This window comes from Myxococcus sp. AM010 (assembly GCF_013372585.1).
GTDB classification, from domain to species: domain Bacteria; phylum Myxococcota; class Myxococcia; order Myxococcales; family Myxococcaceae; genus Myxococcus; species Myxococcus vastator.
On record NZ_JABXEO010000001.1, the window covers coordinates 90708 to 113654 of the forward strand.

Annotated in this window: 19 protein-coding genes and 1 riboswitch; of the genes, 13 read left to right on the top strand and 6 right to left on the bottom strand. The window is 71.0% G+C overall.

The annotated features are described in order from the left end of the window. Nucleotides 1-66: 66 nt before the first annotated feature. From thiO to moaA, 3 genes are all read left to right on the top strand, one after another. Nucleotides 67-1185, top strand: a complete 1119-nt coding sequence (gene thiO, locus HV826_RS00390; protein ID WP_176415018.1) for a glycine oxidase ThiO — start codon at nucleotides 67-69, stop codon at nucleotides 1183-1185. Between the two features lie 177 nt (nucleotides 1186-1362). After that, nucleotides 1363-2598: an HD-GYP domain-containing protein gene (locus HV826_RS00395; protein WP_163786561.1), complete on the top strand. Its 1236-nt coding sequence runs from the start codon at nucleotides 1363-1365 to the stop codon at nucleotides 2596-2598. Nucleotides 2599-2613: 15 nt separating this feature from the next. Beyond that, a complete protein-coding gene (moaA, locus tag HV826_RS00400) occupies nucleotides 2614-3618 on the top strand; it encodes a GTP 3',8-cyclase MoaA (protein WP_176415019.1) in 1005 nt (334 codons plus the stop codon). Between the two features lie 83 nt (nucleotides 3619-3701). Here the strand turns inward: moaA and HV826_RS00405 are convergent, their stop codons facing one another. Beyond that, nucleotides 3702-4091, bottom strand: a complete 390-nt coding sequence (locus HV826_RS00405) for a DUF4870 domain-containing protein (protein WP_020478852.1) — start codon at nucleotides 4089-4091, stop codon at nucleotides 3702-3704. Between the two features lie 116 nt (nucleotides 4092-4207). Next, a complete protein-coding gene (thiC, locus tag HV826_RS00410) occupies nucleotides 4208-6082 on the bottom strand; it encodes a phosphomethylpyrimidine synthase ThiC (RefSeq protein ID WP_176415020.1) in 1875 nt (624 codons plus the stop codon). Between the two features lie 49 nt (nucleotides 6083-6131). Next, nucleotides 6132-6239, bottom strand: a riboswitch (TPP riboswitch). A 219-nt stretch (nucleotides 6240-6458) separates the two neighbouring features. On the opposite strand from thiC, the gene HV826_RS00415 reads away from it, so the two are divergent. The 6 genes from HV826_RS00415 to HV826_RS00440 all read left to right on the top strand — a co-directional run bounded on the left by HV826_RS00415 (nucleotide 6459) and on the right by HV826_RS00440 (nucleotide 12798). Continuing rightward, nucleotides 6459-6887: a CBS domain-containing protein gene (locus HV826_RS00415; protein ID WP_176415021.1), complete on the top strand. Its 429-nt coding sequence runs from the start codon at nucleotides 6459-6461 to the stop codon at nucleotides 6885-6887. A gap of 71 nt (nucleotides 6888-6958) precedes the next feature. Then, nucleotides 6959-8350 carry a DASS family sodium-coupled anion symporter gene (locus HV826_RS00420; protein ID WP_176415022.1) on the top strand — a complete coding sequence of 464 codons (1392 nt, stop codon included), beginning with the start codon at nucleotides 6959-6961 and terminating at the stop codon, nucleotides 8348-8350. A gap of 117 nt (nucleotides 8351-8467) precedes the next feature. After that, nucleotides 8468-8965 carry an OsmC family protein gene (locus HV826_RS00425; RefSeq protein ID WP_176415023.1) on the top strand — a complete coding sequence of 166 codons (498 nt, stop codon included), beginning with the start codon at nucleotides 8468-8470 and terminating at the stop codon, nucleotides 8963-8965. Between the two features lie 27 nt (nucleotides 8966-8992). Further along, nucleotides 8993-10408: a sigma-54 dependent transcriptional regulator gene (locus HV826_RS00430; RefSeq protein ID WP_176415024.1), complete on the top strand. Its 1416-nt coding sequence runs from the start codon at nucleotides 8993-8995 to the stop codon at nucleotides 10406-10408. A gap of 84 nt (nucleotides 10409-10492) precedes the next feature. Then, on the top strand, nucleotides 10493-10888 hold the full coding sequence (locus HV826_RS00435) for a BlaI/MecI/CopY family transcriptional regulator (protein WP_176415025.1): 396 nt from the start codon (nucleotides 10493-10495) through the stop codon (nucleotides 10886-10888). After that, entirely contained in the window at nucleotides 10885-12798 is a 1914-nt protein-coding gene (locus tag HV826_RS00440) for a M56 family metallopeptidase (protein WP_176415026.1), read from the top strand. Before HV826_RS00435 ends, HV826_RS00440 begins: the two co-directional genes overlap by 4 nt. Nucleotides 12799-12822: 24 nt before the next feature. Here the strand turns inward: HV826_RS00440 and HV826_RS00445 are convergent, their stop codons facing one another. From HV826_RS00445 to HV826_RS00455, 3 genes are read right to left on the bottom strand one after another with little or no spacing between them, the layout of a single operon-like run. Further along, a complete protein-coding gene (locus HV826_RS00445) occupies nucleotides 12823-13929 on the bottom strand; it encodes a sensor histidine kinase (protein WP_176415027.1) in 1107 nt (368 codons plus the stop codon). Further along, nucleotides 13926-14639, bottom strand: coding sequence for a response regulator (locus HV826_RS00450; protein ID WP_176415028.1), 714 nt, complete (start codon nucleotides 14637-14639; stop codon nucleotides 13926-13928). The genes HV826_RS00445 and HV826_RS00450 overlap by 4 nt, the downstream gene beginning before the upstream one ends. Then, a complete protein-coding gene (locus HV826_RS00455) occupies nucleotides 14614-15804 on the bottom strand; it encodes a sensor histidine kinase (protein WP_176415029.1) in 1191 nt (396 codons plus the stop codon). Before HV826_RS00455 ends, HV826_RS00450 begins: the two co-directional genes overlap by 26 nt. Before the next feature lie 425 nt (nucleotides 15805-16229). Between HV826_RS00455 and HV826_RS00460 the strand changes: the two genes are divergently transcribed. The 4 genes from HV826_RS00460 to HV826_RS00475 all read left to right on the top strand — a co-directional run bounded on the left by HV826_RS00460 (nucleotide 16230) and on the right by HV826_RS00475 (nucleotide 22323). Further along, nucleotides 16230-18455 carry a hypothetical protein gene (locus tag HV826_RS00460; protein ID WP_176415030.1) on the top strand — a complete coding sequence of 742 codons (2226 nt, stop codon included), beginning with the start codon at nucleotides 16230-16232 and terminating at the stop codon, nucleotides 18453-18455. Next, nucleotides 18452-18949 carry a hypothetical protein gene (locus tag HV826_RS00465; protein ID WP_176415031.1) on the top strand — a complete coding sequence of 166 codons (498 nt, stop codon included), beginning with the start codon at nucleotides 18452-18454 and terminating at the stop codon, nucleotides 18947-18949. The genes HV826_RS00460 and HV826_RS00465 overlap by 4 nt, the downstream gene beginning before the upstream one ends. Continuing rightward, a complete protein-coding gene (locus HV826_RS00470) occupies nucleotides 18940-19962 on the top strand; it encodes a hypothetical protein (RefSeq protein ID WP_176415032.1) in 1023 nt (340 codons plus the stop codon). Before HV826_RS00465 ends, HV826_RS00470 begins: the two co-directional genes overlap by 10 nt. 102 nt (nucleotides 19963-20064) lie before the next feature. Then, a complete protein-coding gene (locus HV826_RS00475; RefSeq protein ID WP_368670804.1) occupies nucleotides 20065-22323 on the top strand; it encodes a di-heme oxidoredictase family protein in 2259 nt (752 codons plus the stop codon). Between the two features lie 32 nt (nucleotides 22324-22355). Here the strand turns inward: HV826_RS00475 and HV826_RS00480 are convergent, their stop codons facing one another. Continuing rightward, on the bottom strand, nucleotides 22356-22838 hold the full coding sequence (locus HV826_RS00480) for a MerC domain-containing protein (RefSeq protein ID WP_176415034.1): 483 nt from the start codon (nucleotides 22836-22838) through the stop codon (nucleotides 22356-22358). Between the last annotated feature and the right edge of the window lie 109 nt (nucleotides 22839-22947).

The window sequence follows — 22947 nt, forward strand, 5'->3', positions numbered from 1 at the left end:
AACCGGGCCCGGGGTGGAGCCCGCGCGACGCTTGCAAACACCCTCGCGGGCGAGCAGGAAGCGCCCATGCGAGTCGCGGACGTCATCATCGTGGGTGGGGGCATCATGGGCTGCGGCATCGCGCTGCGGCTGCGGCAGGCCGGCGTTCGCGTCGTCGTGCTGGAGCGCTCCATTCCAGGCGCGGAGGCCTCCAGCGCGGCGGCGGGGATGCTCGCGCCCCAGATGGAGTCCGACGGTCCGGGCCCCTTCCTGGAGCTGTGCCTCCGCAGCCGCGGCCTCTACCCCGCCTTCGCCGCCGAGCTGCGTGAGCTGTCCGGCGTGGACGTGGCCTACCGGCCCTGCGGCATCCTCAAGGTCGCGTTCAACGAGGCCAGCCTGCCCCCCCTGGACGCCACGGTGGCATGGCAGCGCGGCATGGGCCTGCGGGCCGAGCTGCTCGACGGCGCCGCGGCCCGCGAGCTGGAGCCACGCCTGTCCGCGAAGGCCGTGGGCGCCGCGCACTTCCCGGACGACCATCAGCTGGACAACCGGCTCCTGGTGCGCGCCCTGACGATGGCCGCCGCCCGGGTGGGCGCGGAGTTCCGCGGCGGCTACGTGCGCGGCGTGGTGCGGGAAGGGGGCCGCGCGGTGGGCGTGGACCTGGACGGCGAGCTGCTGCGCGCCGACGCGGTGGTGCTGGCCGCGGGCTCCTGGTCCGCCCTGGTCCACGGCGCCGGCGTGGACGCCCGAGCGGTGCGGCCCGCGCGCGGGCAGATGGTTCAATTCCAGACACGGCTGCCCCTGCTGGACCGCGTCGTCACGTCCGAGAAGGGCTACCTGGTGCCGCGCGCGGACGGCCGGGTCATCGCGGGCAGCACCATGGAGCTGGTGGGCTTCGACAAGCAGGTGACCGCGGCGGGGCTGGCGCGCATCCTCGACATGGCCCTGGAGCTGTGCCCGGAGCTGGGCTCGGCGCCCGTGACGGAGACGTGGGCGGGCTTCCGACCTTGGACGGAGGACCAGCGGCCCTTCCTGGGCGAAGGCCCCTTCCCCGGCCTCTTCCTGGCCACGGGCCACTTCCGCAACGGCATCCTCCTGGCCCCCATCACCGCGAAGCTCGTCGCACAGGCCGTGCTAGGTGAGCGGCCCTCGGTGGACCTGGCCCCCTTCCGGTACGACCGCGCGCCCACCCTGCCCCGCACCTGAGGCCACCCGACGTGAAGGGTCGGGGGCGGACGGGGCGCTGTGACTGCCTGTCCCACCTGCCGCCAGGGGCCGTCCCCTCGCCAGGCCGCCCGTTCGCTCAGCCGTGGAGCCTGATCCGATGGTAAATTCCCGTAGTCGTTGGCCAATGAAACCCGGAAACCTCTAGAATCGCTCGCCGTGGAAGCCATCCCCCCTGCCCCACCCCGAATCCTCATCGTCGACGATGACGACTCCGTACGCGACGTCATCTCCGTCCTGCTGCGTGAGGAAGGCTACAACTGCGTCGTCGCCAACGGGGCCGAGATGGCCCTGGACCTGGCGGGCGAGGAGGAGACTCCGCTCGTCATCAGCGACATGAAGATGCCGGGCAAGGACGGCCTCTGGCTCCTGGAGAATCTCCGCGAGCGGCTCCCCGACACCTCCGTCATCATGCTCACGGGCTACGGTGACACCGAGTCCGCCGTGGACTGCCTGCGCCGTGGCGCGGTGGACTACCTGCTCAAGCCCCCCAAGCTCACGGACCTCATCCGGGCCATTGAGCGGGCGCTGGCCAAGCGCCGCATCGAGATGGCCCGCAAGCGCTACCAGAAGAAGCTGGAGCGCAAGGTCCGGGACAGGACGGCGGAGCTGCGCAGCGCCCTGCGCGACATCGCCAACACGTACCAGAACACGCTGCTGGCCCTGGTGGCCGCCCTGGACGCGCGCGAGCACGAGACGAGCGACCACTCCCAGCGCGTGGTCAGTTACACGTCCGCCATCGCGCAGCGCATGGGCATCCAGGGCAAGGAGATGGAGGAGATTGGACGCGGCGCGCTGCTGCACGACATCGGGAAGATTGGCGTGCCGGACGCGGTGCTGCTCAAGCCCGGCAAGCTCACGCCGGACGAGTGGCTGGAGATGCGCAAGCACCCGGACATCGGCTTCCAGATGATCCAGGCCATTCCGTTCCTGGACACGCCCGCCTCCATCGTCCTGTCGCACCAGGAGCGCTGGGACGGCGCCGGCTATCCGCGCAACCTCCAGCGGCACGAAATCCACATTGGCGCGCGCATCTTCGCCGTGGCGGACACGCTGGACGCGATGACGAGCGACCGGCCGTACCGCAAGGGGACGACGTTCACCAACGCCATCCAGGAGATCAAACGCTGCGCCAACACGCAGTTCGATCCGGAGGTCGTCCGGGCGTTCCTCGACATTGGCGAGGAGGGGCTGATCCGCATCAAGCAGGAGATGGCGCTGAAGAAGCTCCAGCTCCCACAGGCCGAGCAGGACGCCCATGACGCCGAGGCGGAGCTGGCCCGGCTCACGGACCTGGACGACGACGTGGACGCCGCCGTGCCCGGCCACCCCGCCAGCGACGATGACGCGCCCAAGCCGGGCGTCGTTCGTTCGGCGGCTGGCAACAAGGGGTGAGCCTGGCTGGATGAGATGACCGCCCCCACCCTCCAGCCTCCGCCTTCCGTGCTGGCGCCGCCCCTGCTGGACGCGCAGGGGCGGCGGATGACGTACCTGCGGCTGAGCATCACCGACCGGTGCAACTTCCGGTGCAACTACTGCTCGCCCGCCTCGTGGGGCGGCAAGCGGGACCTGCTGGGCCCCGAGGAGCTGGAGCGCATCACCTCCGTCTTCGCCCGCATGGGCATCCGCCGCGTGCGGCTCACCGGCGGCGAGCCGTTGATCCGCCCGGACATCCTGGACATCGCCCGGCGCATCTCCGCGGTGCCCGGCATCCAGCACCTGGCCATCACCAGCAATGCCAGCCACCTGGAGCGGCTCGCCCGCCCCCTGCGCGAGGCGGGCGTCACCCAGCTCAACCTGAGCCTGGACACCCTCTTGGCGGAGACGTTCCGCCGCATCTCCAAGCAGGGGGATTTCGACGCGGTGCTGCGAGGCCTGGACGCGGCGGCGGGCGCCGGCTACGCGTCCCTCAAGCTCAACGTCGTCGTCATGCGCGGCGTGAATGACGCGGAAGCCCCCGCCCTGGTCACCTATGCGCACGCGCGCGGCGTCACGCCCCGCTTCATCGAGCTGATGCCTTTTGGCCAGGGCACGCCGGTGCCCACCGCGGAGCTGGTGGAGCGGCTCCAGGCCTCGGGCCTGCCGCTGGAGCCCGAGCCCGATGACACGGGCGACGCCGCCGGACCGGCCCGTTACTGGCGCGCGCCCGGGGGCCGCGTGGGCTTCATCTCCCCGCTCACCCAGAACTTCTGCGGCAGCTGCAACCGCGTGCGCGTGGCGTCCAACGGCGACTTGCGCAGCTGCCTGGGCGGCCGGGCGCAGGCGCCGCTGCACCAGCTCATCCGCGGCGGCGCCAGCGACGAGGAGCTGGCGGTGGCCATCCGCCGGGCGCTGGGTGACAAGCCGGAGGGCCACCGCTTCACCGAGCCCGGCAACGGCGCCACGCTGCTGTCCATGATGGGCATCGGCGGCTGAAAAAACGACGGGCGGGCCCGCGCCTTCGCGCCTGGCCCGCCCGAGTGTTCCTGGCCCGTGTCCGCTGGGCCCGAAGCGGCGCGCTACTTCACCAGTCGGATGTTGACCGGGTACTTGTAGAGCTGGCCCTCGTTCGCCTTCAGGCCCGCGATGATGGCGAAGACGATGGCCACGATGCCGACGATGGGCAGCAGGACGGCGCCAATGCCGATGCACACGGTGATGGCGCTGACGAAGGCCGCGATGAACACCGTGATCTGGAAGTTCAGTGACTCCACGGCGTGAGCGCGGACGAAGGAGGACTCCTTGCCCTTCGTCAGCATCAACACCAGCGGCACGGCGAAGCCCAGGCCCACGAAGTTGGCCAGGATGGTGCCCATGTGAGCGAGCAGGCCCATCGTCTTCTCATCCTGGGTCGGCATCGGCGTGCCACTGATGAACGAACCCATTTGCTCCTGCGGCGGAGTCTCCATTGAAAATCCCCTCCAAAGATGTCTCGGGCGCGCACACCGCGCCCTTTGGGGTTCACCATGACACGCACCCGCGCTGATTGTCACGTCCAGGACAGGTGATCTGACGGGTCGCCCGCCTAGCGGTACAACTGGCTCCCCGCCTTCTTGAATTCCTCGCTCTTCTCCTCGAGCGAGGCCTGGAGCGCGGCGTCGTCGCTCATGCCCTGCTTCTCCGCGAAGTCGCGCACCTCCTGCGTGATCTTCATGGAGCAGAACTGCGGACCGCACATGGAGCAGAAGTGGGCCACCTTCGCGCCCTCCGCCGGCAGTGTCTCGTCGTGGAAGGCGCGGGCGCGCTCGGGGTCCAGCGACAGGCTGAACTGGTCCTCCCAGCGGAACTCGAAGCGGGCCTTGGACAGCGCGTTGTCCCGGGCCTGGGCCCCTGGATGTCCCTTGGCCAGGTCCGCGGCGTGGGCGGCGATCTTGTACGTGATGACGCCTTCCTTCACGTCGTCCCGGTCGGGCAGGCCCAGGTGCTCCTTGGGCGTCACGTAGCAGAGCATCGCCGTGCCGAACCAGCCAATCATCGCCGCGCCGATGCCGCTGGTGAAGTGGTCGTAGCCCGGCGCGATGTCCGTCGTGAGCGGCCCCAGCGTGTAGAACGGCGCCTCGCCGCACACGGCCAGCTGCTTCGTCATGTTCTCCTGGATGAGGTGCATGGGCACGTGGCCCGGGCCTTCAATCATCACCTGCACGTCGTGCTTCCAGGCGACCTTGGTCAGCTCGCCCAGCGTCTCCAGCTCGCCGAACTGCGCCGCGTCGTTGGCGTCCGCGATGGAGCCCGGCCGCAGCCCGTCTCCCAGGCTGAAGCTGACGTCGTACGCCTTCATGATTTCGCAGATCTCCTCGAAGTGCGTGTAGAGGAAGTTCTCCCGGTGGTGGGCCAGGCACCACTTGGCCATGATGGAGCCGCCGCGGCTGACGATGCCGGTGAGGCGCTTCGCCGTCCACGGCACGTAGCGCAGCAGCACGCCCGCGTGGATGGTGAAGTAGTCCACGCCCTGCTCGCACTGCTCGATGAGCGTGTCGCGGTACAGCTCCCACGTGAGGTCCTCCGCCTTGCCGCCCACCTTCTCCAGCGCCTGGTAGATGGGCACGGTGCCGATGGGCACCGGGGCGTTGCGGAGAATCCACTCGCGCGTCTCATGGATGTTGCGGCCCGTGGACAGGTCCATCACCGTGTCCGCGCCCCAGCGGATGGACCACACCATCTTCTCCACCTCCTCCTCGATGGAAGACGTGACGGCCGAGTTGCCGATGTTGGCGTTGATCTTCACCAGGAAGTTGCGGCCGATGATCATCGGCTCCAGCTCCGGGTGATTGATGTTGGCCGGGATGATGGCGCGGCCGCGCGCGATTTCGTCTCGAACGAACTCGGGCGTCATCATGCGCGGAATCGCCGCGCCCCAGGACTGGCCCGGGTGCTGGGCGGCGAGCGCGGCCTCCACCTGGAGGTTCTCCCGCAGCGCCACGTACTCCATCTCCGGGGTGATGATGCCCTTGCGCGCGTAGTGCAGCTGCGTGACGTTGGCACCGGACCGCGCCACGCGCGGCGCGCGGCGGTGGGCGAAGCGCAGCCCCGCCAGGCGCGGATCCACTTCACGGGCGCGGCCGTATTCGGAGCTCACCCCGGACAGCGCTTCGGTGTCGTTGCGGCTTAGAATCCAGGACTCGCGCAGCGCGGGCAGGCCCTGCCGCAGGTCGAGTTCGGCCGCCGGGTCCGTGTACGGCCCGCTGGAGTCGTAGACGTGCACGGGCGGATTGGCCGTCTCCTTCGCGTCCGGCCCATGGCCGTGGCGCGTGGGCGTCTGGCTGATTTCGCGCAGGGGCACGCGCAGCTCCGGGTGCAGCACGCCGGACACGTACACCTTGCGCGAGGCTGGCAGCGGGCCCCGGCTGACTCCCTCCAGCACCTTCCCGTCGACCTTCAGGCTTCTGGACGCTCCGCTCATCACGCATCTCCTCTTCAGAGGGCGGACGGGCAGACGCTCGGAGGGCGGCAAGCCTCCCGGGCCGCTTCCCTCCGCCGGTACGAACCGGTTCAGGTTCCAAGGGTTGGCCGGAACCACGGCCGTCTCAGCCCCTTCCGGGGCACCCCTAGCGACAGGGTGAGCATCTAGCGCACAGCGAGGCCGGCTTCAACCCGGCCGCGGGCCCAAGCGCTTGTCGACCGCGCAATGTCTGCGGAGCGACGAGCCTCCACGCAAACCTTGCGCGGCCCCAGGCCAGGAAACACCGTTCCCTGGGGTAGACCGGTTGGCCCCAGAGATGCAGTAGATGCAGTAAAGAAGGGACGGTAGACGTCTTCCACCCGCCAGGAGCACCGCCATGCAGATTGTCGGAGAGCTGATGACCCGTGACGTCGTCACGCTCAAGGAAACGCAGAACCTGGCCAAGGCGGACGAGCTGCTCCGGCTGCACCGCATCCGGCACCTGCCGGTGGTACGGCAAGAGAAGCTGGTGGGCCTCATCACCCACCGAGACCTGCTGCGCGCCGCCGCAAACCACGCCACGGATCCTGCCGCGCAGCCGCTCTGGGCCGCGGACATCATGACGCGCGACGTGCAGACGGTGCGTCCGGACACGCCGCTGCGCCGGGCGGTGACGCTGATGCTCGATCACAAGTACGGCTGCCTGCCCGTGGTGGATGAGGGCGGCGTCCTCCAGGGCCTCCTCACCGAGGCGGACCTGGTCCGCTACGCCCAGCACCTCATCGGAGAGCAGGACCGCCGGGAGCTGGCCGCCGAATACACCTGACGTCGCTGCCAGCGCGTGAGCGGCGGCCCCACGTCCCCGCTCCGCCTGGCGCGCGCTCCCCCAGCCATCCCATGTCCACCACTCCCCTGGCCGGAGCGGCCTCCGCCGAGGCGCCCCTCTCCGCGACTCCCCCCGGCGTCTCCGCGTCCCGGCATGCGTTCGCGCTGGCCGGGCTCGCGGGGGTGGCGCTGGTGGCGCTCCTCGGCGTCGAGGGGCCGGTGGCCACGCGCACGGTGCTCATCGGCGGTGCGTGTCTGGTGCTCTGGCTGACAGAGGTGGTGCCGTCCTTCGTGCCCACGCTGCTGCTGCTGGGCGCCACGCCCGTCCTCCTGGGGCCGTTGGACCGCGCCTACCAATTGCCGTCCGTGCTCGCGTGGTGCGCGGACCCGGTGCTCATCCTGTTCCTGGGTGGCTTCACGCTGGAAGTGGCCGCCATGCGGCACGGCCTGGACGCCTCGGTGGCGCGGCACGTGATGCGGCTGTCGGGTGGACGGCCGCGGCGGCTGGTGCTGTGGGTGATGGCGGGCGTGGCCTTCCTCTCCATGTGGATGTCCAACGTGGCCGCGGCGGCGATGATGCTGGCCGCGCTGCGTCCCCTGCTCCAGGCGATGCCCGCTGGCGCGCCGCTGCGGCCCGCGCTGCTGCTGGGCGTGGCCCTGGGCGCCAACGTCGGCGGCATCGCCACGCCCATGGGCAGCGGTCCCAATGCGCTCGCCGTATCCGCCGCGTCCGGGCATGCGCAAGTCACCTTCGCGAAGTGGATGTCCTTCGCCCTGCCGCTCACGCTGCTCCTGCTGCTGGTGGGCTTCGGACTGGTGCTGCTGCGCTTCCGCGTGGGCGGCAGCCTGACGCTGCCCACCGAGGCGCCCGTGCCCCTGGCGCGCCCAGGACGCCGCGTGCTCTGGGTGAGCGCGGCGTGCGTGGTGGCCTGGCTGACGGAGCCGCTCCACGGCGTGCCCGCGCCCGTGGTGGCGCTGGCCGCCACCGCGCTGCTCTTCGGCAGCGGCCTGCTGAGGCGAGAGGACCTGGGCCGGTTGGACTGGGCCACGCTGCTCCTCATCGCCGGCGGCATCGCCCTGGGCCGGCTGCTGGAGCACTCCGGGCTCATCGCTCGCGCGCTGGCCAGCGCGGACCTCGCGGGCTGGCCGGTGCCGGTGCAACTGGCGATATTGGTGGCCGCGGCGGCGGTGCTGTCCGCGCTGATGAGCAACACGGGGACCGCGGCGCTCCTCATCCCCCTGGCCACGCAGCTGCATCCCGCCGCGTCGACGCCGGTCCTCGTGGCCCTGGGATGCTCGCTGGGCATGCCCTTCGTCATCAGCACCCCGCCCAACGCGATGGCGGTGGGCGAAGGCCTGGCCTCCTCAGAGCTGATGAAGTTGGGGGTTCCCCTGATGTTGGGCGGCTGTCTGCTGGTGAGCCTCTCGGGACCGGCCGTGTTGCGCCTCTTTGGACTGCCATGAGTTTCTCTCCCCGCCTGGCCGGCACCACGGTACGAACGCGGCGTCCCGGAAGAAGCAGTCGCGCGGCATGCGCGTTGAAGGGGCACTGCCTGCTCAGGCTTCGGCGGAGGTGAGCTCGTGACGAACGTGACCATCACTGAATACGAAACGCGCCTCTATTGGCAAGGAGCGCGCGGCGCCGTGCTGACGAGCGACCGAGCGCCGCCCGTGCCCATTGGCCAGCCGCTGACCGGACAGGACGCGGTGGCCGTGGGCCCCTGGTCCCCGGAGGCCCTGCTCGTGGGCGCGGTGGAGGGGCGCACCCTGCTGGCGTTCCTGGAACACGCGCGGGAGGCGGACGTGCGCGTGCTCTTCTACCAAAGCTCCGCGGTGGCCCGCGTGGTGTCTGGCGTGGACGGGCCGCCGCACCTCACCGACCTCATCGTGCGCCCCCACGTGGCCGTGGCCACCGAGGCCGACGCGGAGGCCGTCCGCCTCATCTTCACCGAGCTCCCCGCGCACTGCTTCCCCAGCTCCGTCATCAACATCACTCCGCGCATCGAACCGGTGGTCGAGGCGTGGCACGCTCGTAGCAGCGGGCGAAGCGTGCCCGCCGCGATGGCCCCCGCATCCTGACCTGACAGCAAAGGCTCCACCTCCCCCATGTCCCCACAACGCATCCTGGTCGTCGACGATGAGGACAATGCCCGCCGGGCGATTGCCACCATCCTGAATGAGGAAGGCTACGATGTGGCCGAGGCCGCCAACGGCGCCGAGGCCCTGGTCCGCATCGGCGAGTTCTCCCCCGCGGTGGTGCTCACCGACGTGCGCATGCCGCAGATGGACGGCCTCACGCTGCTGAAGACGGCGCGCGAGCAGGGCAGCGACGCCACCTTCGTGATGATGACGGCGTTCGCCAGCGTGGAGACGGCCGTGGAGGCCATGAAGTCCGGCGCGGACAACTTCCTGCTCAAGCCGCTGGACGCGGACCAGGTGCTCGTCACCCTGGGCAAGGCGCTGGAGAAGCGCAGCCTGCGCCAGGAGGCCGAGGCCCTGAGAGATCAGGTGCGCTCGCGCGTCCGCCGCTTCCACGACATCATCGGTGAGTCGCCCCAACTCCAGGGCATCTACGACGTCATCCGCCGGACGGCGGGCACGCGCGCCACGGTGCTCATCCTGGGAGAGTCGGGCACGGGCAAGGAGTTGATTGCCCAGGCCCTGCACCAGGAGTCGCCACGCAAGGACAAGCCCTTCATCCGGGTGCACTGCGCGGCCCTGTCGGAGAACCTGTTGGAGAGCGAGCTGTTCGGTCACGAGAAGGGCTCATTCACCGGGGCGCTGGCCCGGAAGGAGGGCCGCTTCGAGCTGGCGGACGGCGGCACGCTGTTCCTGGACGAGATTGGAGAAATCTCCCCCGCCGTGCAGGTGAAGCTGCTGCGCGTGCTCCAGCAGCGTGAGTTCGAGCGCGTGGGTGGCACCCAGACGCTGAAGGTGGACGTGCGCATCGTCGCGGCCACGCACCGGGACCTGGTGGCCGAGGTGAAGGCGGGCCGGTTCCGCGAGGACCTCTACTACCGGCTCAACGTGGTGAGCGTGACGCTGCCGCCGCTGAGGGACCGCAAGAGCGACGTCCCCGCGCTGGTGAACCACTTCCTGGAGAAGTACAGCGATTCGTACGGCAAGCAGGTGCGGGGCCTGGCGCCCGGGACGCTCCAGGCGCTGCTGTCCCATGACTGGCCGGGCAACATCCGCGAGCTGGAGAACGCCATCGAGCGCGCGGTGGTGCTGGCGCAGGAGCAAGAGCTGAGCACGGATGACCTGCCGCCCGTGCTGCGGGGGCCTCGGCCGCACGGGACGTCCACGGGGGCGCTCATCCCGGGCGCCACGCTGGCGGCGATTGAACGCGAGGCCATCCTGCGCACGCTGGAGATGGTGCAGGGCTCCACGTCACGGGCCGCCGAGGTGCTGGGCATCAGCGTGCGGAAGATTCAGTACCGGCTCAAGGAGTACGGCACGCCGGGCGGCGCGCCGCTGAAGGCCTTGGCCGACGAGGCGGATGACCTGGCCGCGGAGTCGTAGCGGCTTTGGGCAAGGCCTTCCAGGACCGGACATCTACGACGGCCGTCGTTGACTCTTACGACGGCCGTCGTAATACTCCGCGAGATGACCACCCACGCCCTCCCGCAGCCGACGCGTGCCGAGCTGGCCATCCTCCGTGTGCTCTGGAAGCAGGGCCCCAGCACCGTCCGGCAGGTGCACGAGCTGCTCCGCGGCACCCAGGACAAGGACACCGGCTACACCACGGTCCTCAAGCTCCTCCAGAACATGACGGAGAAAGGCATCGTCCAGCGTGACGAGAGCGAGCGGACCCATGTCTATGAAGCCGCCATCAGCGAGACGCGCACCCAGCGCGACCTCCTGCGCGACTTGATGGACCGGGCCTTCGGGGGGTCGGCCACGTCGGTCGTGGCCCAGGCGCTGTCCATGAAGCGCGCTTCCGCCGAGGAGCTGGCGGAGATTCGCAGGCTGCTCGACGCACACGAAAAGCGGGGGATGTGATGGACGCGCGTTATCTCCACGCCTTGGAACAGGCCCTGCTCGGCTTCCTGTGGCAGGGCGCGGCGGTGGCCCTGGCTGTCGCGGGTATCCTGGCCCTGACGCCGCAGCGCGCCGCGCGGACGCGCTACGCCACCGCGTGCCTGGGGCTGGTGGCCATGGCCGTGCTGCCCGTGGTGACGTTCCTGAAGGCGCTGGCGGAGGCCTCGCGCGCCGTGACGTTCGGCGCCTTCGACTCCCTGGCCCAGCCCAGCATGCTGACCGTGGTCACGACGGAGACCGCGTCCCTGGCGGCGACGCACTGGACGGAGGTGCTCCGGCCCTGGCTGCTGCCGGCGTGGTGCTGCGGCGTTTTCCTCCTGTCGGCCCGGACCGTGGTCGCGTGGGTCATCACCCACCGGCTGGCCCGGCAGGAGACGCAGGCCCCCTCCGCCCCCTGGCGCGAGGCGCTGACGCGTGCGTTGCGCCACGTCCAACTCTCCCGGACCGTGCGCCTGCTGGCCTCGGCCCGCGTCGACGTGCCCATGGTCATCGGCCTGTGGCGCCCCCTCATCCTGGTGCCGGCGGGTGCCCTCACCGGGCTGTCCTCCGCGCAGCTGGAGGCCATCCTCGCCCATGAGCTGGCCCACATCCGGCGCCACGACTACCTGGTCAACCTCCTCCAGTCCTTCGTCGAAACGCTCCTCTTCTACCACCCGGCCGTCTGGTGGCTGTCCCACCGCATCCGCGAGGAGCGTGAGCACTGCGCGGATGACCTGGCCGTCCAGTGCTGTGGAGATGCGCTGCTCTACGCCCGCGCCCTGGCCCACATCGAGGAGCTGCGCCTGGCCCCTTCACCTCACCCCGCCCTGGGCGTCAGCGACGGCTCGCTGCTGATGCGCGTGCGCCGCCTGCTGTCCGTGTCCGAGGGAATGACGCCGCGCCGGTCCTGGCGACTCGCCAGCGGGCTGGGCAGCGCCGTGCTCGCCGTGGCCCTGGGGTCGTCGCAGTTGCCGGAGACGGCCCATGCCACGGAGCCTGTGAACGCGCCGTCCCTCCTCGTGGAGGCAACACCCGGCACGAGGCAGCGCCTGTCCAGCCCCCTGCCCATGCACCACCTGCTCGTGGCCCCGGCGACCTTCTCCGCCCAGGCCCGGCAGGCCCCCGCGCCCGTCGAGCGCCCGAAGGCGGCGGCGAAGGCGGAGCGAGCACCCGCGGCGAGGGCCCGCTCCACGAAGCCCGCGCCCCTGCTCATCCCGGACACGGCGACGATTGCCCGCACGGAGCTGTCGCGCGTGCCCTACTCGCTCGACGGGGAGCCGGCCTCGCCCGTCCTGCTCGAGGCCCCCCTGGAGTCACCCGAGGCCGCCCTGGCCGAGGCCGCCTCCGCGCACGCCGATGAACACGCCGCCGAGCTGCCCCGGGTGGTCGTCTCCGCGCCCGCTCCTTCACGGGCGTCCGCGTTCGACACCGTCTACAAGGCCATGAAGGCGTCGGCCCCCGTCAAGACGCTCCGACCCGGCATCACCCCGCCCCGGTTCCTCTCGGGCGAGCGCATCCACCTCCCCAACATCGCCTACGGGATTCAGTCCCACTTCGGGGGCTTCCCCAAGGGCGCGGTGGTGGCCCGCTGCATCATCACCGCGCAGGGCTCCGTCACCGAGTGCCAGCCCATCCAGGGTCTGCGGGGCCTGGAGGAAGGCGTCATCCGCACGCTCTCCACCTGGCGCTACGAGCCCGCCACGCTCAACGGGAAGCCCGTGGCCGTGCGCTACGTCTTCGACATCTGGTTCACGAAGGATCCGGGTGGCGGAACGAGCGAGTCCCGACAGCTCGCGGGGCTCGACCTCTCCGACGTGGTGGGCGCCGCGGCCCCACGGACGTGCGACGACTGCGACGCCTTCGAGTTCCACAGCCCGACGGCGCAGCGGTAGCGTCCCGCCTGCCGCTGACGGGCCCTACCCCGCCAGCGGCAGCCGGAGGATGAAGCGGGCGCCCCCACCGGGCGCCGTGTCCACCTCCAGCGAACCGCCATGCTGCGTGACGATGGCATGGACGATGGACAGCCCCAGCCCCGAGCCCTGGGCCTTCGTGGTGAAGAAGGGCTCGAAGATGCGATCCCGGACCTCCTGGGGAACGCCCGGGCCGCTGTCGTCCACGGTGAGCCACACGCGCCCGCCCTCGTGCCCCGCGGACAGCGTCACGCGGCCCCCCGCGGGCGTGGCCTCCAGCGCGTTGAGGCACAGGTTGATGAGCACCTGACGCAGCCGCTCCTCCTCGCCCGCCACCGACGACACCGGCGCCTCGCGCGGCGTGAGCTCCAGCGACACCTTGCGGGACGCGGCCTGTCCGCTCAGCAGGTCCACCACCCGCCGCAGCAGCTCGTTCACATCCACGGCGGCGGGACGAAACTCGCGAGGCCGCGCGAACTGGAGGAAGTCCTCCAGGACGTGGTCCAGGCGGCGGATCTCATCACGCACCAACAGCAGGGGCTCCAGCAAGGGCGCCTGCTGTCCGTCTGGCAGCCGCCGCAGCCGCCGCTCGAGCACGGAGAGCTGGAGCGCCGCCGCGTTCAGTGGGTTGCGGATCTCGTGGGACAGGCCCGCTGTCATCGTCCCCACCGCCGCCAGCTTCTCCGTCACCTGGGCGCGCCGTGCCAGCTCGCGCTTCTCCGCGTGCAGACGCACCTGCCGCATCGCCTGCTCCAACGTCAGCAGCAGCTCCTGCGGCGCGCACGGCTTCATCAGATATGCACACGCGCCCGCCCGCACCGCGGCCACCGCCGTCTCCAGCGTGGCGAAGCCCGTGAGCAGCACCACCTCCGAGTCCGGCGAGGCGGCCTTCAGCTCGGCGGCCAGCGCCGTCCCATCTCCGTCCGGCAGGCGCAGGTCCACCAGGGCCACGTCGAAGCCCTCGCGGGCCCGCGCGTGCGCCGCCTTGCAGCTGGACGCACCTCGGACGGCGTAGCCCGCGTCCCCGAGCAGCTCCTCCAAGTTGTCCAGGAAGGCCGCGTTGTCATCCACCACCAGGACGGACGGAAGGGACGGAGGGGTGGGCTCGCTCATGAGGCGTGGGTGGGGCGTGCCGCGTGCGCCGTCTCCAGCACCTCCAGCAGCGCGCCCGGGTCGAAGGGTTTGGAGAAGACGCCTGTGGCCCCATCGAGCGGGGCCGCGTCGGGATAGGCGGTGATGACGAACGTGGGCAGGCGCGGATAACGCGCGCGAAGCCGGCGCAGGGCCTCGCCATCCGGCCCACCGGGAACGCGCAGGTCCACCAGCGCCGCGAAGGGGCGCACACAGAGGATGCGGTCCGCGTCCAGCACCGAGGCCGCCGTCACACAGGAGAAGCCGCGCCCGCGCAGCAGCTCGGCGAGGTTGTCGCTCAGCGCCGGGTCGTCCTCCACCAGCACCACCAGCCCATCCCGGCGAGCACCGGACAGCAGCTCCACCAACGTGGGGATGGGCACGGGCTTGGGCAGCACCGCGAGCAGTCCTTCCCGCCGGGCCGTCTCCAAATCGTCCTGGCGTGGGTACGCGGTGATGACCACCGCGGCCAGGCCCGGGTCCACGCGGCGGAGGTGGTGCACGGCATCCGCGCCGCTCATGCCGGGCATGCGCATGTCCGTCAGCAGGGCGTCGAAGCGCGTGGTGCGGGCCAGCCGCACGGCCTCGTCGCCGCTGGTGACGACGGTGGCCGCGTCCCCGGCGTCACGGAGGATCTCCGCGAGGTTCTCCGCGAACGCCCGGTTGTCATCCAGCAGGAGGTATTGGCGCACGCGTCTCCTCCGAAGCGATGAGGGAAAGCCGAATCACGAAGCGCGCCCCCGCACCGGGACGGGGGGCATACGCGATGCCCCCCCCATGCCGCTCCAGGATGCGCTTGACCAGCGGGAGCCCGAGCCCGATGCCGCGCGCCTTCGTCGTCATCAGCGGCTCGAAGAGGCGGCGGCGGATGACGTCGCTGACGCCCGGCCCGGAGTCCTCCAGCACCAGCTCCACCATCCCCGGCTCGCTCGTGGCGGCGGACAGCGACACCGTCCCGCCCGTCTCCTCCAAGGCCTGGACGGCATTGTCGAGCAGGTTCACGAACACCTGGCGCAGCTGCCCCGCGTCTCCCTGCACCGCGGGCAATGAGGTCAGGCCCTCCGCGCTCACGGTGACCGTGTCGGGCCGCTGCACGGCCTTGAGCGCCTCCTGCCAGACCTCGTCCAGCCAGACCTCCTGCCAGTGCAGGGGTCGGTCCCGAATCATGTCCAGCAGGTCGGAGACGATGCGGTTGGCGATGCCCACCTGGTCGCCAATGCGGTCCAGGTGCTTCGTCGTGCGCTCGTCCACGGCCCCCGGGCGGCCACGGAGGATGTAGAGCGACGTCTCGATGACGCCCAGCGGATTGCGCAGCTCGTGGCCGATGGAGCCCACCAGCTGGCCAAACGTCGACAGCCGCTCGCTGCGCGCCTGCTGCGCCAGCAGGTCCTCCCGGTACGTGTGGAGCATGATGGCCAGCTCCAGGTCCAGAATCTTCCCCAACGCGGAGCGGGCCGCCCGGAGCGCCACGGGCTGATCCAGGTAGGTGGCGTCGATGTGGCTGTTGAACTCCTGCCGCAGGACGTTCATCGCGCCGAACATGTAGTGCTGTGGCAACGCGATGCGCACGTGCATGCGGCCAATGCGGCAGCGCAGCGCGTAGTAGGCCTCGTCCCAGGGGCCGCGGAGGAGCTGGTCCATCCACACCTGCAGGGTGCCGCGCAGGTGGCCCACCTGGCTCTCTCCCCCTTCGAGCGCCTGCCGGGCCCTCTCATGCTCCAGGATGCGGTCGTAGAAGACGCGAGCGAAGCGCGGGAAGTGGGGCTTCGCGGTGGCGTGCAAGGTCACGAGAGCCTGCTCGTCGACCGAGCTGAACCCCACATACCGCTTCAATTCCTCGAACAAGGTTTCCGCCATGAGTCCTGGGGTGCGAGCCTATCCGCGCTGAACGCCTGAGAGCAGGAACTTCCTCCCCCGCATCGTATCGGCTCGGCACGCCGCCCAGGGGTCACCTCCCGCGAGTCCAAGGACTCCGCCGGGGACATGAACTGGACCGCGAGCCTGGCCATTCCGGCCCGGCGGGAACTCTTCAGCAAGCCCCAGGCCAGTACCTGTGCGCGTGGGAAGACATGAAGACGCGCGCAAGCTGTGCGCGCCCCCCCCCGTCCAGCTCCGCTCCGCGCAAGGCTTGCGCGCGCCTGAGCTCACGGCAAATCCGGACAACAGAGAACTCCTGTCCGCGTCGCCCGACTCCGCGCGGGAACGACACCGCTCCCGCTCACCATCTTCATTGCAAATGAAACACGATTACAATAACCAGAATGCCTCACCCACGAGGCACCATGAATTTCAGAAGCACGAGGACGTGGCTTTTCCGGTGGACGCTCACCTCGGCCCTGCTCCTGCTAGGCTCGGCGTGCAGCAACACGTCCACTCCCGCGGAACCCGATGCCGGCGTTCGACCGGACGCGGGGACGACACCGGACGCAGGCTCGCTGCCAGACGGCGGCGTGGTTGAAACACGCGACACCCTGGAGTTGCTGGCGGGAAACACGGCCACGGGCTTCGTGGACGGCCTGGGGACGGCGGCGCGCTTCAGCGGCCCGGCGGGAGCGGTGCTGACGCCCGACGGCGCGTTCGTCTACGTGGCGGACACGTTCAACAACCTGCTGCGGCGTATCGACACCACCACGGGCGACGTCGTGACGCTGGCGGGTCGCGTGCAGCAGATGGGCGCCGTGGACGGCACGGGCACTGAGGCACGCTTCAAGAGTCCGCGCGCGCTGGCCTACGCCCCGGACGGCAGCGCCCTGTACCTGGCGGATGGCCCCACCCTCCGCAAGATTTCCTTGCCGGACGCGCAGGTGTCGACGCTCGCCGGCAGCCCGGACTCACCGGGGAACGTGGACGGCGTGGGTGACGAGGCGCGACTGGGCTCGCTCCTCCACAGCCTGGCCATCTCCGAGGACGGCGCCACGCTCTACATCGCGGACCGCACCAACCGCGTGCTCCGGACACTGGACCTGGCCAGCCGGCGGGTGAGCACCGTGGCGGGGACCCGCTACACCGGCGCGGAGCAGAGCGTGGATGCGCGCGGCGCGGCGGCGCGCTTCAGCGGCCTGGGCGGCATCGTCCGCGTGGGCACCAACCTCTACGTGGCGGACACCTTCAACCATACGGTGCGCCGGGTCGACCTGACGACGTTCGACGTCGCCACCCTGGCGGGCACCGCGGGAGAGGCTGGGGCACAGGACGGCGTGGGGGCCGCGGCGCGCTTCGACACGCCCCAGTCGCTGACGGGCGACGCCTCCTTCCTGTACATCACCGGTTGGGACGGGCTGCTGCGGCGCGTGGCCTTGGCGGATGGGAGCACCACCACCCTGCTTGGCAACGCGGACGACGTGCGCCCGGTGGATGGCATCGGTGAAGCGGTGCGGCTGGGCATCGCCTTCGGTCCGCCGCTGCTCGACGCCGCGCGCGGCATCCTCTATTACAACGACCGCGACGCCAACGCCTTGCGCCGGCTGGACCTGGTCACGCTGGAGATGACGACGCTCGCGGGCGCCGCGCAGCCGTCCGGCAGCGCCGATGGCCCGGGTAGCCAGGCCCGCTTCGACAGCCCCTCCGCCATCGTCGCGGGGGACGGCGCCTGGTTCGTCGCCGACACGTACAACCACACGGTGCGCGCCGTGGCGTTCGCCACTGGGGAGACGCGGACCCTGGTGGGCAGGCCCAGGACGTCCGGCGGCGTGGACGGCCCCGGGGAGACGGCGACGCTGAGCTATCCGGTGGGGCTCGCCTGGCACGCGGCCACGCAGCGGCTCTACGTCGCGGACATGGGCGCTCACACCGTGCGCGCCATCGACCTGCAAACCCGGACCGTGCGCACGCTGGCGGGAGCGGCGGACGAGGCCGGCGCCACCGACGGCGAAGGTTCCGCCGCGCGCTTCTCCAGCCCGCAGCACCTCGCGCTGTCACCGGATGGCCTCACGCTGTACGTCGCGGACTCGGGAAACGGCACCGTGCGCGCCATCACCACGGCCACGGGCGGGGTGACGACGCTGGCCGGTGCGGCGGGCGAGCAAGGCACCGTGGACGGCGTGGGCGCCGCCGCGCGCTTCCGGGAGCCGGCGGGCCTCGCGCTGGACGCGGCGGCTGGCCGCCTCTACGTGGCCGACGCCACCGCCCAGACACTGCGCTCCATCACCCTGGCCACCGGCGAGGTGACGACCGTCGCCGGGCAGGACCGGACCACGGGCGTGGTGGACGGCACCGTGGCGGAGGCCCTCTTCAAGGGGCCTTCCGGAGTCGCGTTGAACGCGGCGGGCACGCGCCTCTACGTCGCCGACAGCGGCAACCACGTCATCCGGTCGGTGAATCTGGAGGCGGGCACGGTGTCCACGTGGCTGGGAAATCCCGTGCGCAGCGGGGGCATCGGCCCCGGGCAGCGGGTGGCCTTCCGCGAGGCGACGCTCTACTTCCCGCAGTCGGTGGCGGTGGGTGAGCAGGACATCGCGCTCCTCTCCGACCACGGCGTCTACCTGGCGCGGCCCCAGGCGGCGCCGTGAGGACGCCGCGCCTCTTGTGCGTCACCACGGCGGCGTGGCTCGCGGGCTGCGGCGGAGAGAGCGGCCCCGCCGAGGAGCCCCCTGCGGAGAGGACTCCGCGCGTGGCCGTTGGCGTCGGGCGGCCGGGCCAATACGCTCCCGTGCAGCCCGGTGACACGCTGCGGCTGCAGCGCGGGTGTCAGGGCAGCCAGCACGTCTTCGTGTCGCTCCAGGCCTGGAGCCTGGAGCCCCTCACCGCCACGGTGTCGCTGTCGCTCACGCGTCAGTCGGATGGCCAGCGGGTGTCGCTGCCCTACCAGTTGCGCCTGCCGTTCGAGCCCGCGACGGAGCAGCGCCCCGCGATGCTCTCCGGCCTGCTGCTCGTCGTCCCGGAGCCCTCCGAGGCGCTGGGGGAGCGCGTCACCCTGGAGGCGCGGCTGGAGGACGCGGGCGGCCAGTCCGCGACCGCCTCCCGGGAGGGCGTCGTTCAGTGGGGGCCAGACGCATGCCCGTGAAGCGCCTGTCTGGCCTCATGGGGGCCGCCTTGTGGTGGGCGCTCGCCACCGGCTGTGGCGAGCCCGCGCCCACTCCGGAACCGGACGCGCCCGCGGGCTGGGCACCCGCGTTCGACGCGACGGACGCGGGCTGGCTGATGAACGTCTCCGCGCCCCCCGGCGGCCCGCTGCTCGCCGTGGGGGGGCGCTTCGACCAGGGAGCCATGTACCAGCGGCGCGCCGACGGCTGGGCACTGGTGTCATTCACCGAAGCGGTACCGCTGCTCAACTGGAGCCACGGCTTCGGCCCGGACGACGTCTGGGTGGTGGGCAATGAAGGCACGGTGCTGCACGGTGATGGCGTGCAGTGGCGGCGCGTGCCGGTGCCCACGGACCAGGACCTCTGGGGCATCTGGGGCGCCGCGCCGGATGACCTCTGGGCGGTCGGCGGTCGCGGCCGCCAGGCGGGCGACGCCACCCTGCTCCACTTCGACGGTCGCGAGTGGACGGGGGTGCAGGTGCCGCCGCTCCAGCGTGACCGCGTGGCCGCCTTCTACAAGGTCTGGGGCAGCGCGCACGATGACGTCTGGGTCGTGGGCCAGAAGGGCGCCGTCCTGCACTGGGACGGCACGGCCTGGACCGAGCACTTCGTGGGCATCAGCGACGACCTCATCTCCGTCTGGGGCGCCGGGCGGGAGCGAGTCATCGTCGTGGGCGGACGCAGCAACGGCGTCGTGGCCCGATGGGATGGCCAGGCCTGGACCTCCCGCGAGCTGGCACCGCTGCCCGGCCTCAATGGGGTGTGGATGCGCACGCCCTCCGTGGCGCACGTGGTGGGCATCGAAGGGACGCTGGCGGTGCTGGACGTGGACACGCTCACCGCCCACCCCGTGCCCGCCACCACGCGGCTCACCTTCCACAGTGTGTTCGGCGACGCGTCCGGAAACCTGACCGCCGTGGGCGGCAATCTGGGCGCGTTGGCGGATGCGTACCAGGGCCTTGCCTGGACCCGGCCGCTGGGTCCCAACGAGTAATCACCCGAGACAACGACGATGACAAAGATGACACGCTGGATGCGTGGGCTGGGTTGCGCACTGGGACTCGTGGGGTGCTCGCCCACGGCCTCGGAGACACCCGTGCCCCAAGAACCCCGGATTGCCCCAGACATCTTCGGCGCCCTGGGGGACGTGATCCCCTTCGCGACGCCGGAGCAACGGGAGAGCTTCGAGCGGGGACGCCAGGTGATGCTGCGCCGCTTCACGCCGGAGGAAGGCCTGGGCCCCTCCTTCAACGTGGCGAGCTGCGTGAACTGCCACGAGAAGCCCGTGGTCGGTGGCGGCGCTGGCCGGTACCGCAACTTCTTGTTGGTGGGCCAGACACTGCCGGATGGCTCCTTCGTCCCCACCGGCGTCAATGGCGTGCAGCCACACTTCACGCTGGAGGGCGTGCGCCGTCCCACAGACGACGCCACCAACACCCTGGCCACCCGCAACCCCATCCCCTTCTTTGGCGTGGGCCTGCTGGCGGAGATTCCCGACGAGGTCATCCTGCGCAACGCGGACCCTGACGACTCGGACGGCGACGGCATCAGCGGCCGGCCCAACTACGACCGCGGCTTCGTCGGGCGCTTCGGCCGGAAGTCGCAGACGGTGTCCATCGAGGGCTTCATCCGTGGCCCTGTCTTCAACCACATGGGCCTCACCTCCAACCCCCTGTCGGAGGAAGCCAAGGCACGCCTTCCGGTGCCCAGCGCGCTGGATGGACTGCCTGGCGCCAGTCGGCGCGCGGACGGCCTGCGCACAGTGCGCCAGGCCCAGGCGGCGGCCCCCGACGAGCCCACCGTGGATGATGACGGGGTGACAGATCCGGAGATGAGCGAGCAGGAGCTGTTCGACCTGGTGTCCTTCTCCATGCTCACGGCGGCGCCTCGGCCGGACGCGCCCACGCCAGCGTCGGCGGCCGGGCAGCAGCTCTTTACCCAGCTTCGCTGCGATGCCTGCCACGTGCCCGCGTTGGAGGGACCTCGTGGGCTCATCCCGCTCTACAGTGACCTGCTCCTGCACGACATGGGGCCGGCGCTGGACGACGGCATCGTGATGAAGCTGGCGGGTGGCTCGGAGTTCCGGACCCAGCCGCTGTGGGGCATCGCCGCCGCGGGCCCCTACCTGCACGACGGCCGCGCGGATGACCTGGACGAGGCCATCCGTCTCCACGGAGGTGAAGGCCAACGCTCGCGGGACGCCTACGTCGCCCTGAGCCACGCGGAGCAGGCGCGCGTCATCCACTTCCTGGAGTCCCTGGGCGGGCGTGAACAACGCAGCGATGGCATGTTGCCGCAAGACGCGCCGGTGCCTCCCACCGGCGACTGGGGGGGGCCCGCGGCCGCGCTCAACGCGCGGGACCAGGAGCGCTTCCGCCAGGGCCAGCACCTGTTCGACCGGGACTTCGGCCTCCGCGAAGGCGTGGGCCCCCACTTCAATGGCGACTCATGCCGTGCCTGTCACTTCGACCCGGTGCCGGGGGGCGCGGGAGGCCTGGACCTGGATGTCACGCGCCAGGGCATCTTCGTGGACGGCACCTTCGTCTACCCCATGGCCGGCACCATGGCGCACCGGCACGGCGCGGTGGACGCTCGGCCGCCGTTGGACCCGCGCAGCAACTTCTTCGAGCGGCGTCAGACGCCCTCTGTGCTGGGCCTGGGGCTCATCGAGCTCATCCCCGCGGCGCGCATCCTCGCCAACGAAGACCCCGATGACGTCGACGGCGACGGGATTCGCGGCCGGGCCCATCGCCTGGCCGACGGCCGGCTGGGGCGCTTCGGCTGGAAGGCCAATGTGCCCACCGTGCACGAGTTCGTTCGCGACGCGCTCAGCAACGAGCTGGGACTGACGCTGGTCGACGAGCCAGGGCGCACCTTCGGCACCGCCCGGGATGACGACGACGTCGCGGACCCGGAGGTGGGGCTGCCCACCATTGAAACCCTCACCTTCTATCTGGCCTCGCTGGCGCCTCCGCCTCGCACCAGTGCCCGACCGGACCTGGACGACGCGGGCCTCGCGCTGTTCCATGACGTGGGCTGCGCGAAGTGTCATGTCCCCGCCTTCCCGACGACGGATGGCCGCGACGTCCGCCTCTTCAGCGACCTGCTCCTGCATGACGTGATGCGCGACGGACGCCGGGGCGTGGAGGACGGGGAGGCCAAGGTGAACGAGCTGCGCACCCCGCCGCTGTGGGGCCTTGCCCAGACGGCGCCCTACCTCCACGACGGCGCCGCCAGCACCGTGGCCAGCGCCATCACCCTGCATGGCGGCGAGGCGGAGTCCTCACGGCGCGCCTACGAAGCCCTCTCGGCGCCGGAGCGAGACGCCCTGCTCGCATTCCTCCAGACGCTCTGAGTGCCGTTCCGGAGTCCCGCCGTCCCGCCCGCTCAGGGCTGGACGGCGGGGCGCTCGGAAGCGGAACCGCGGGTGAAGAGCTGGCGCCAGACACGGCGCTCCCACAGGCCCCCCGCGAGCAACACCACCACCCCGCTCCAAGTCAGCACCGGATCCTCTTCCAGTGCATGCCCCAGCACCAGGAGCGAGCACCCCGCGGCAGTCACCAGCAGCGGGCCCACCCGCCGCAGCCGCCGCGACCGCCAGCCACTCACGGCCAATGACACGGTGACGGCCACGACGAGCATCACCTGGTGCGCGGACTCCGTCAGCGACAGCCCCACGCCGAGGAACGACAGCACCTGCGCGTAGGCCGCCAGGCAGGTGGGGCACAGCGCACACGCCAGCAACGGCACCAGCATCGACCAGCGGCCTCCCGGCACCTTCACGGGCTCGGTCGGGTCGGTAGCGGCTTGCCCTCGGTGATGAGCGCAGTCGCAGGCCGCATCAGGGACGGAGGAAGAGGAGGAGCGCATCACGGTCATTCCAGGGAGAAGGTGGCCCCGGTGAATTCCGGAGCCGAGTTGTTCGACAATCCCGCGACACACGTGCCCGTGCGCGGCGGGTCAGCGCGCGGACGTTCCG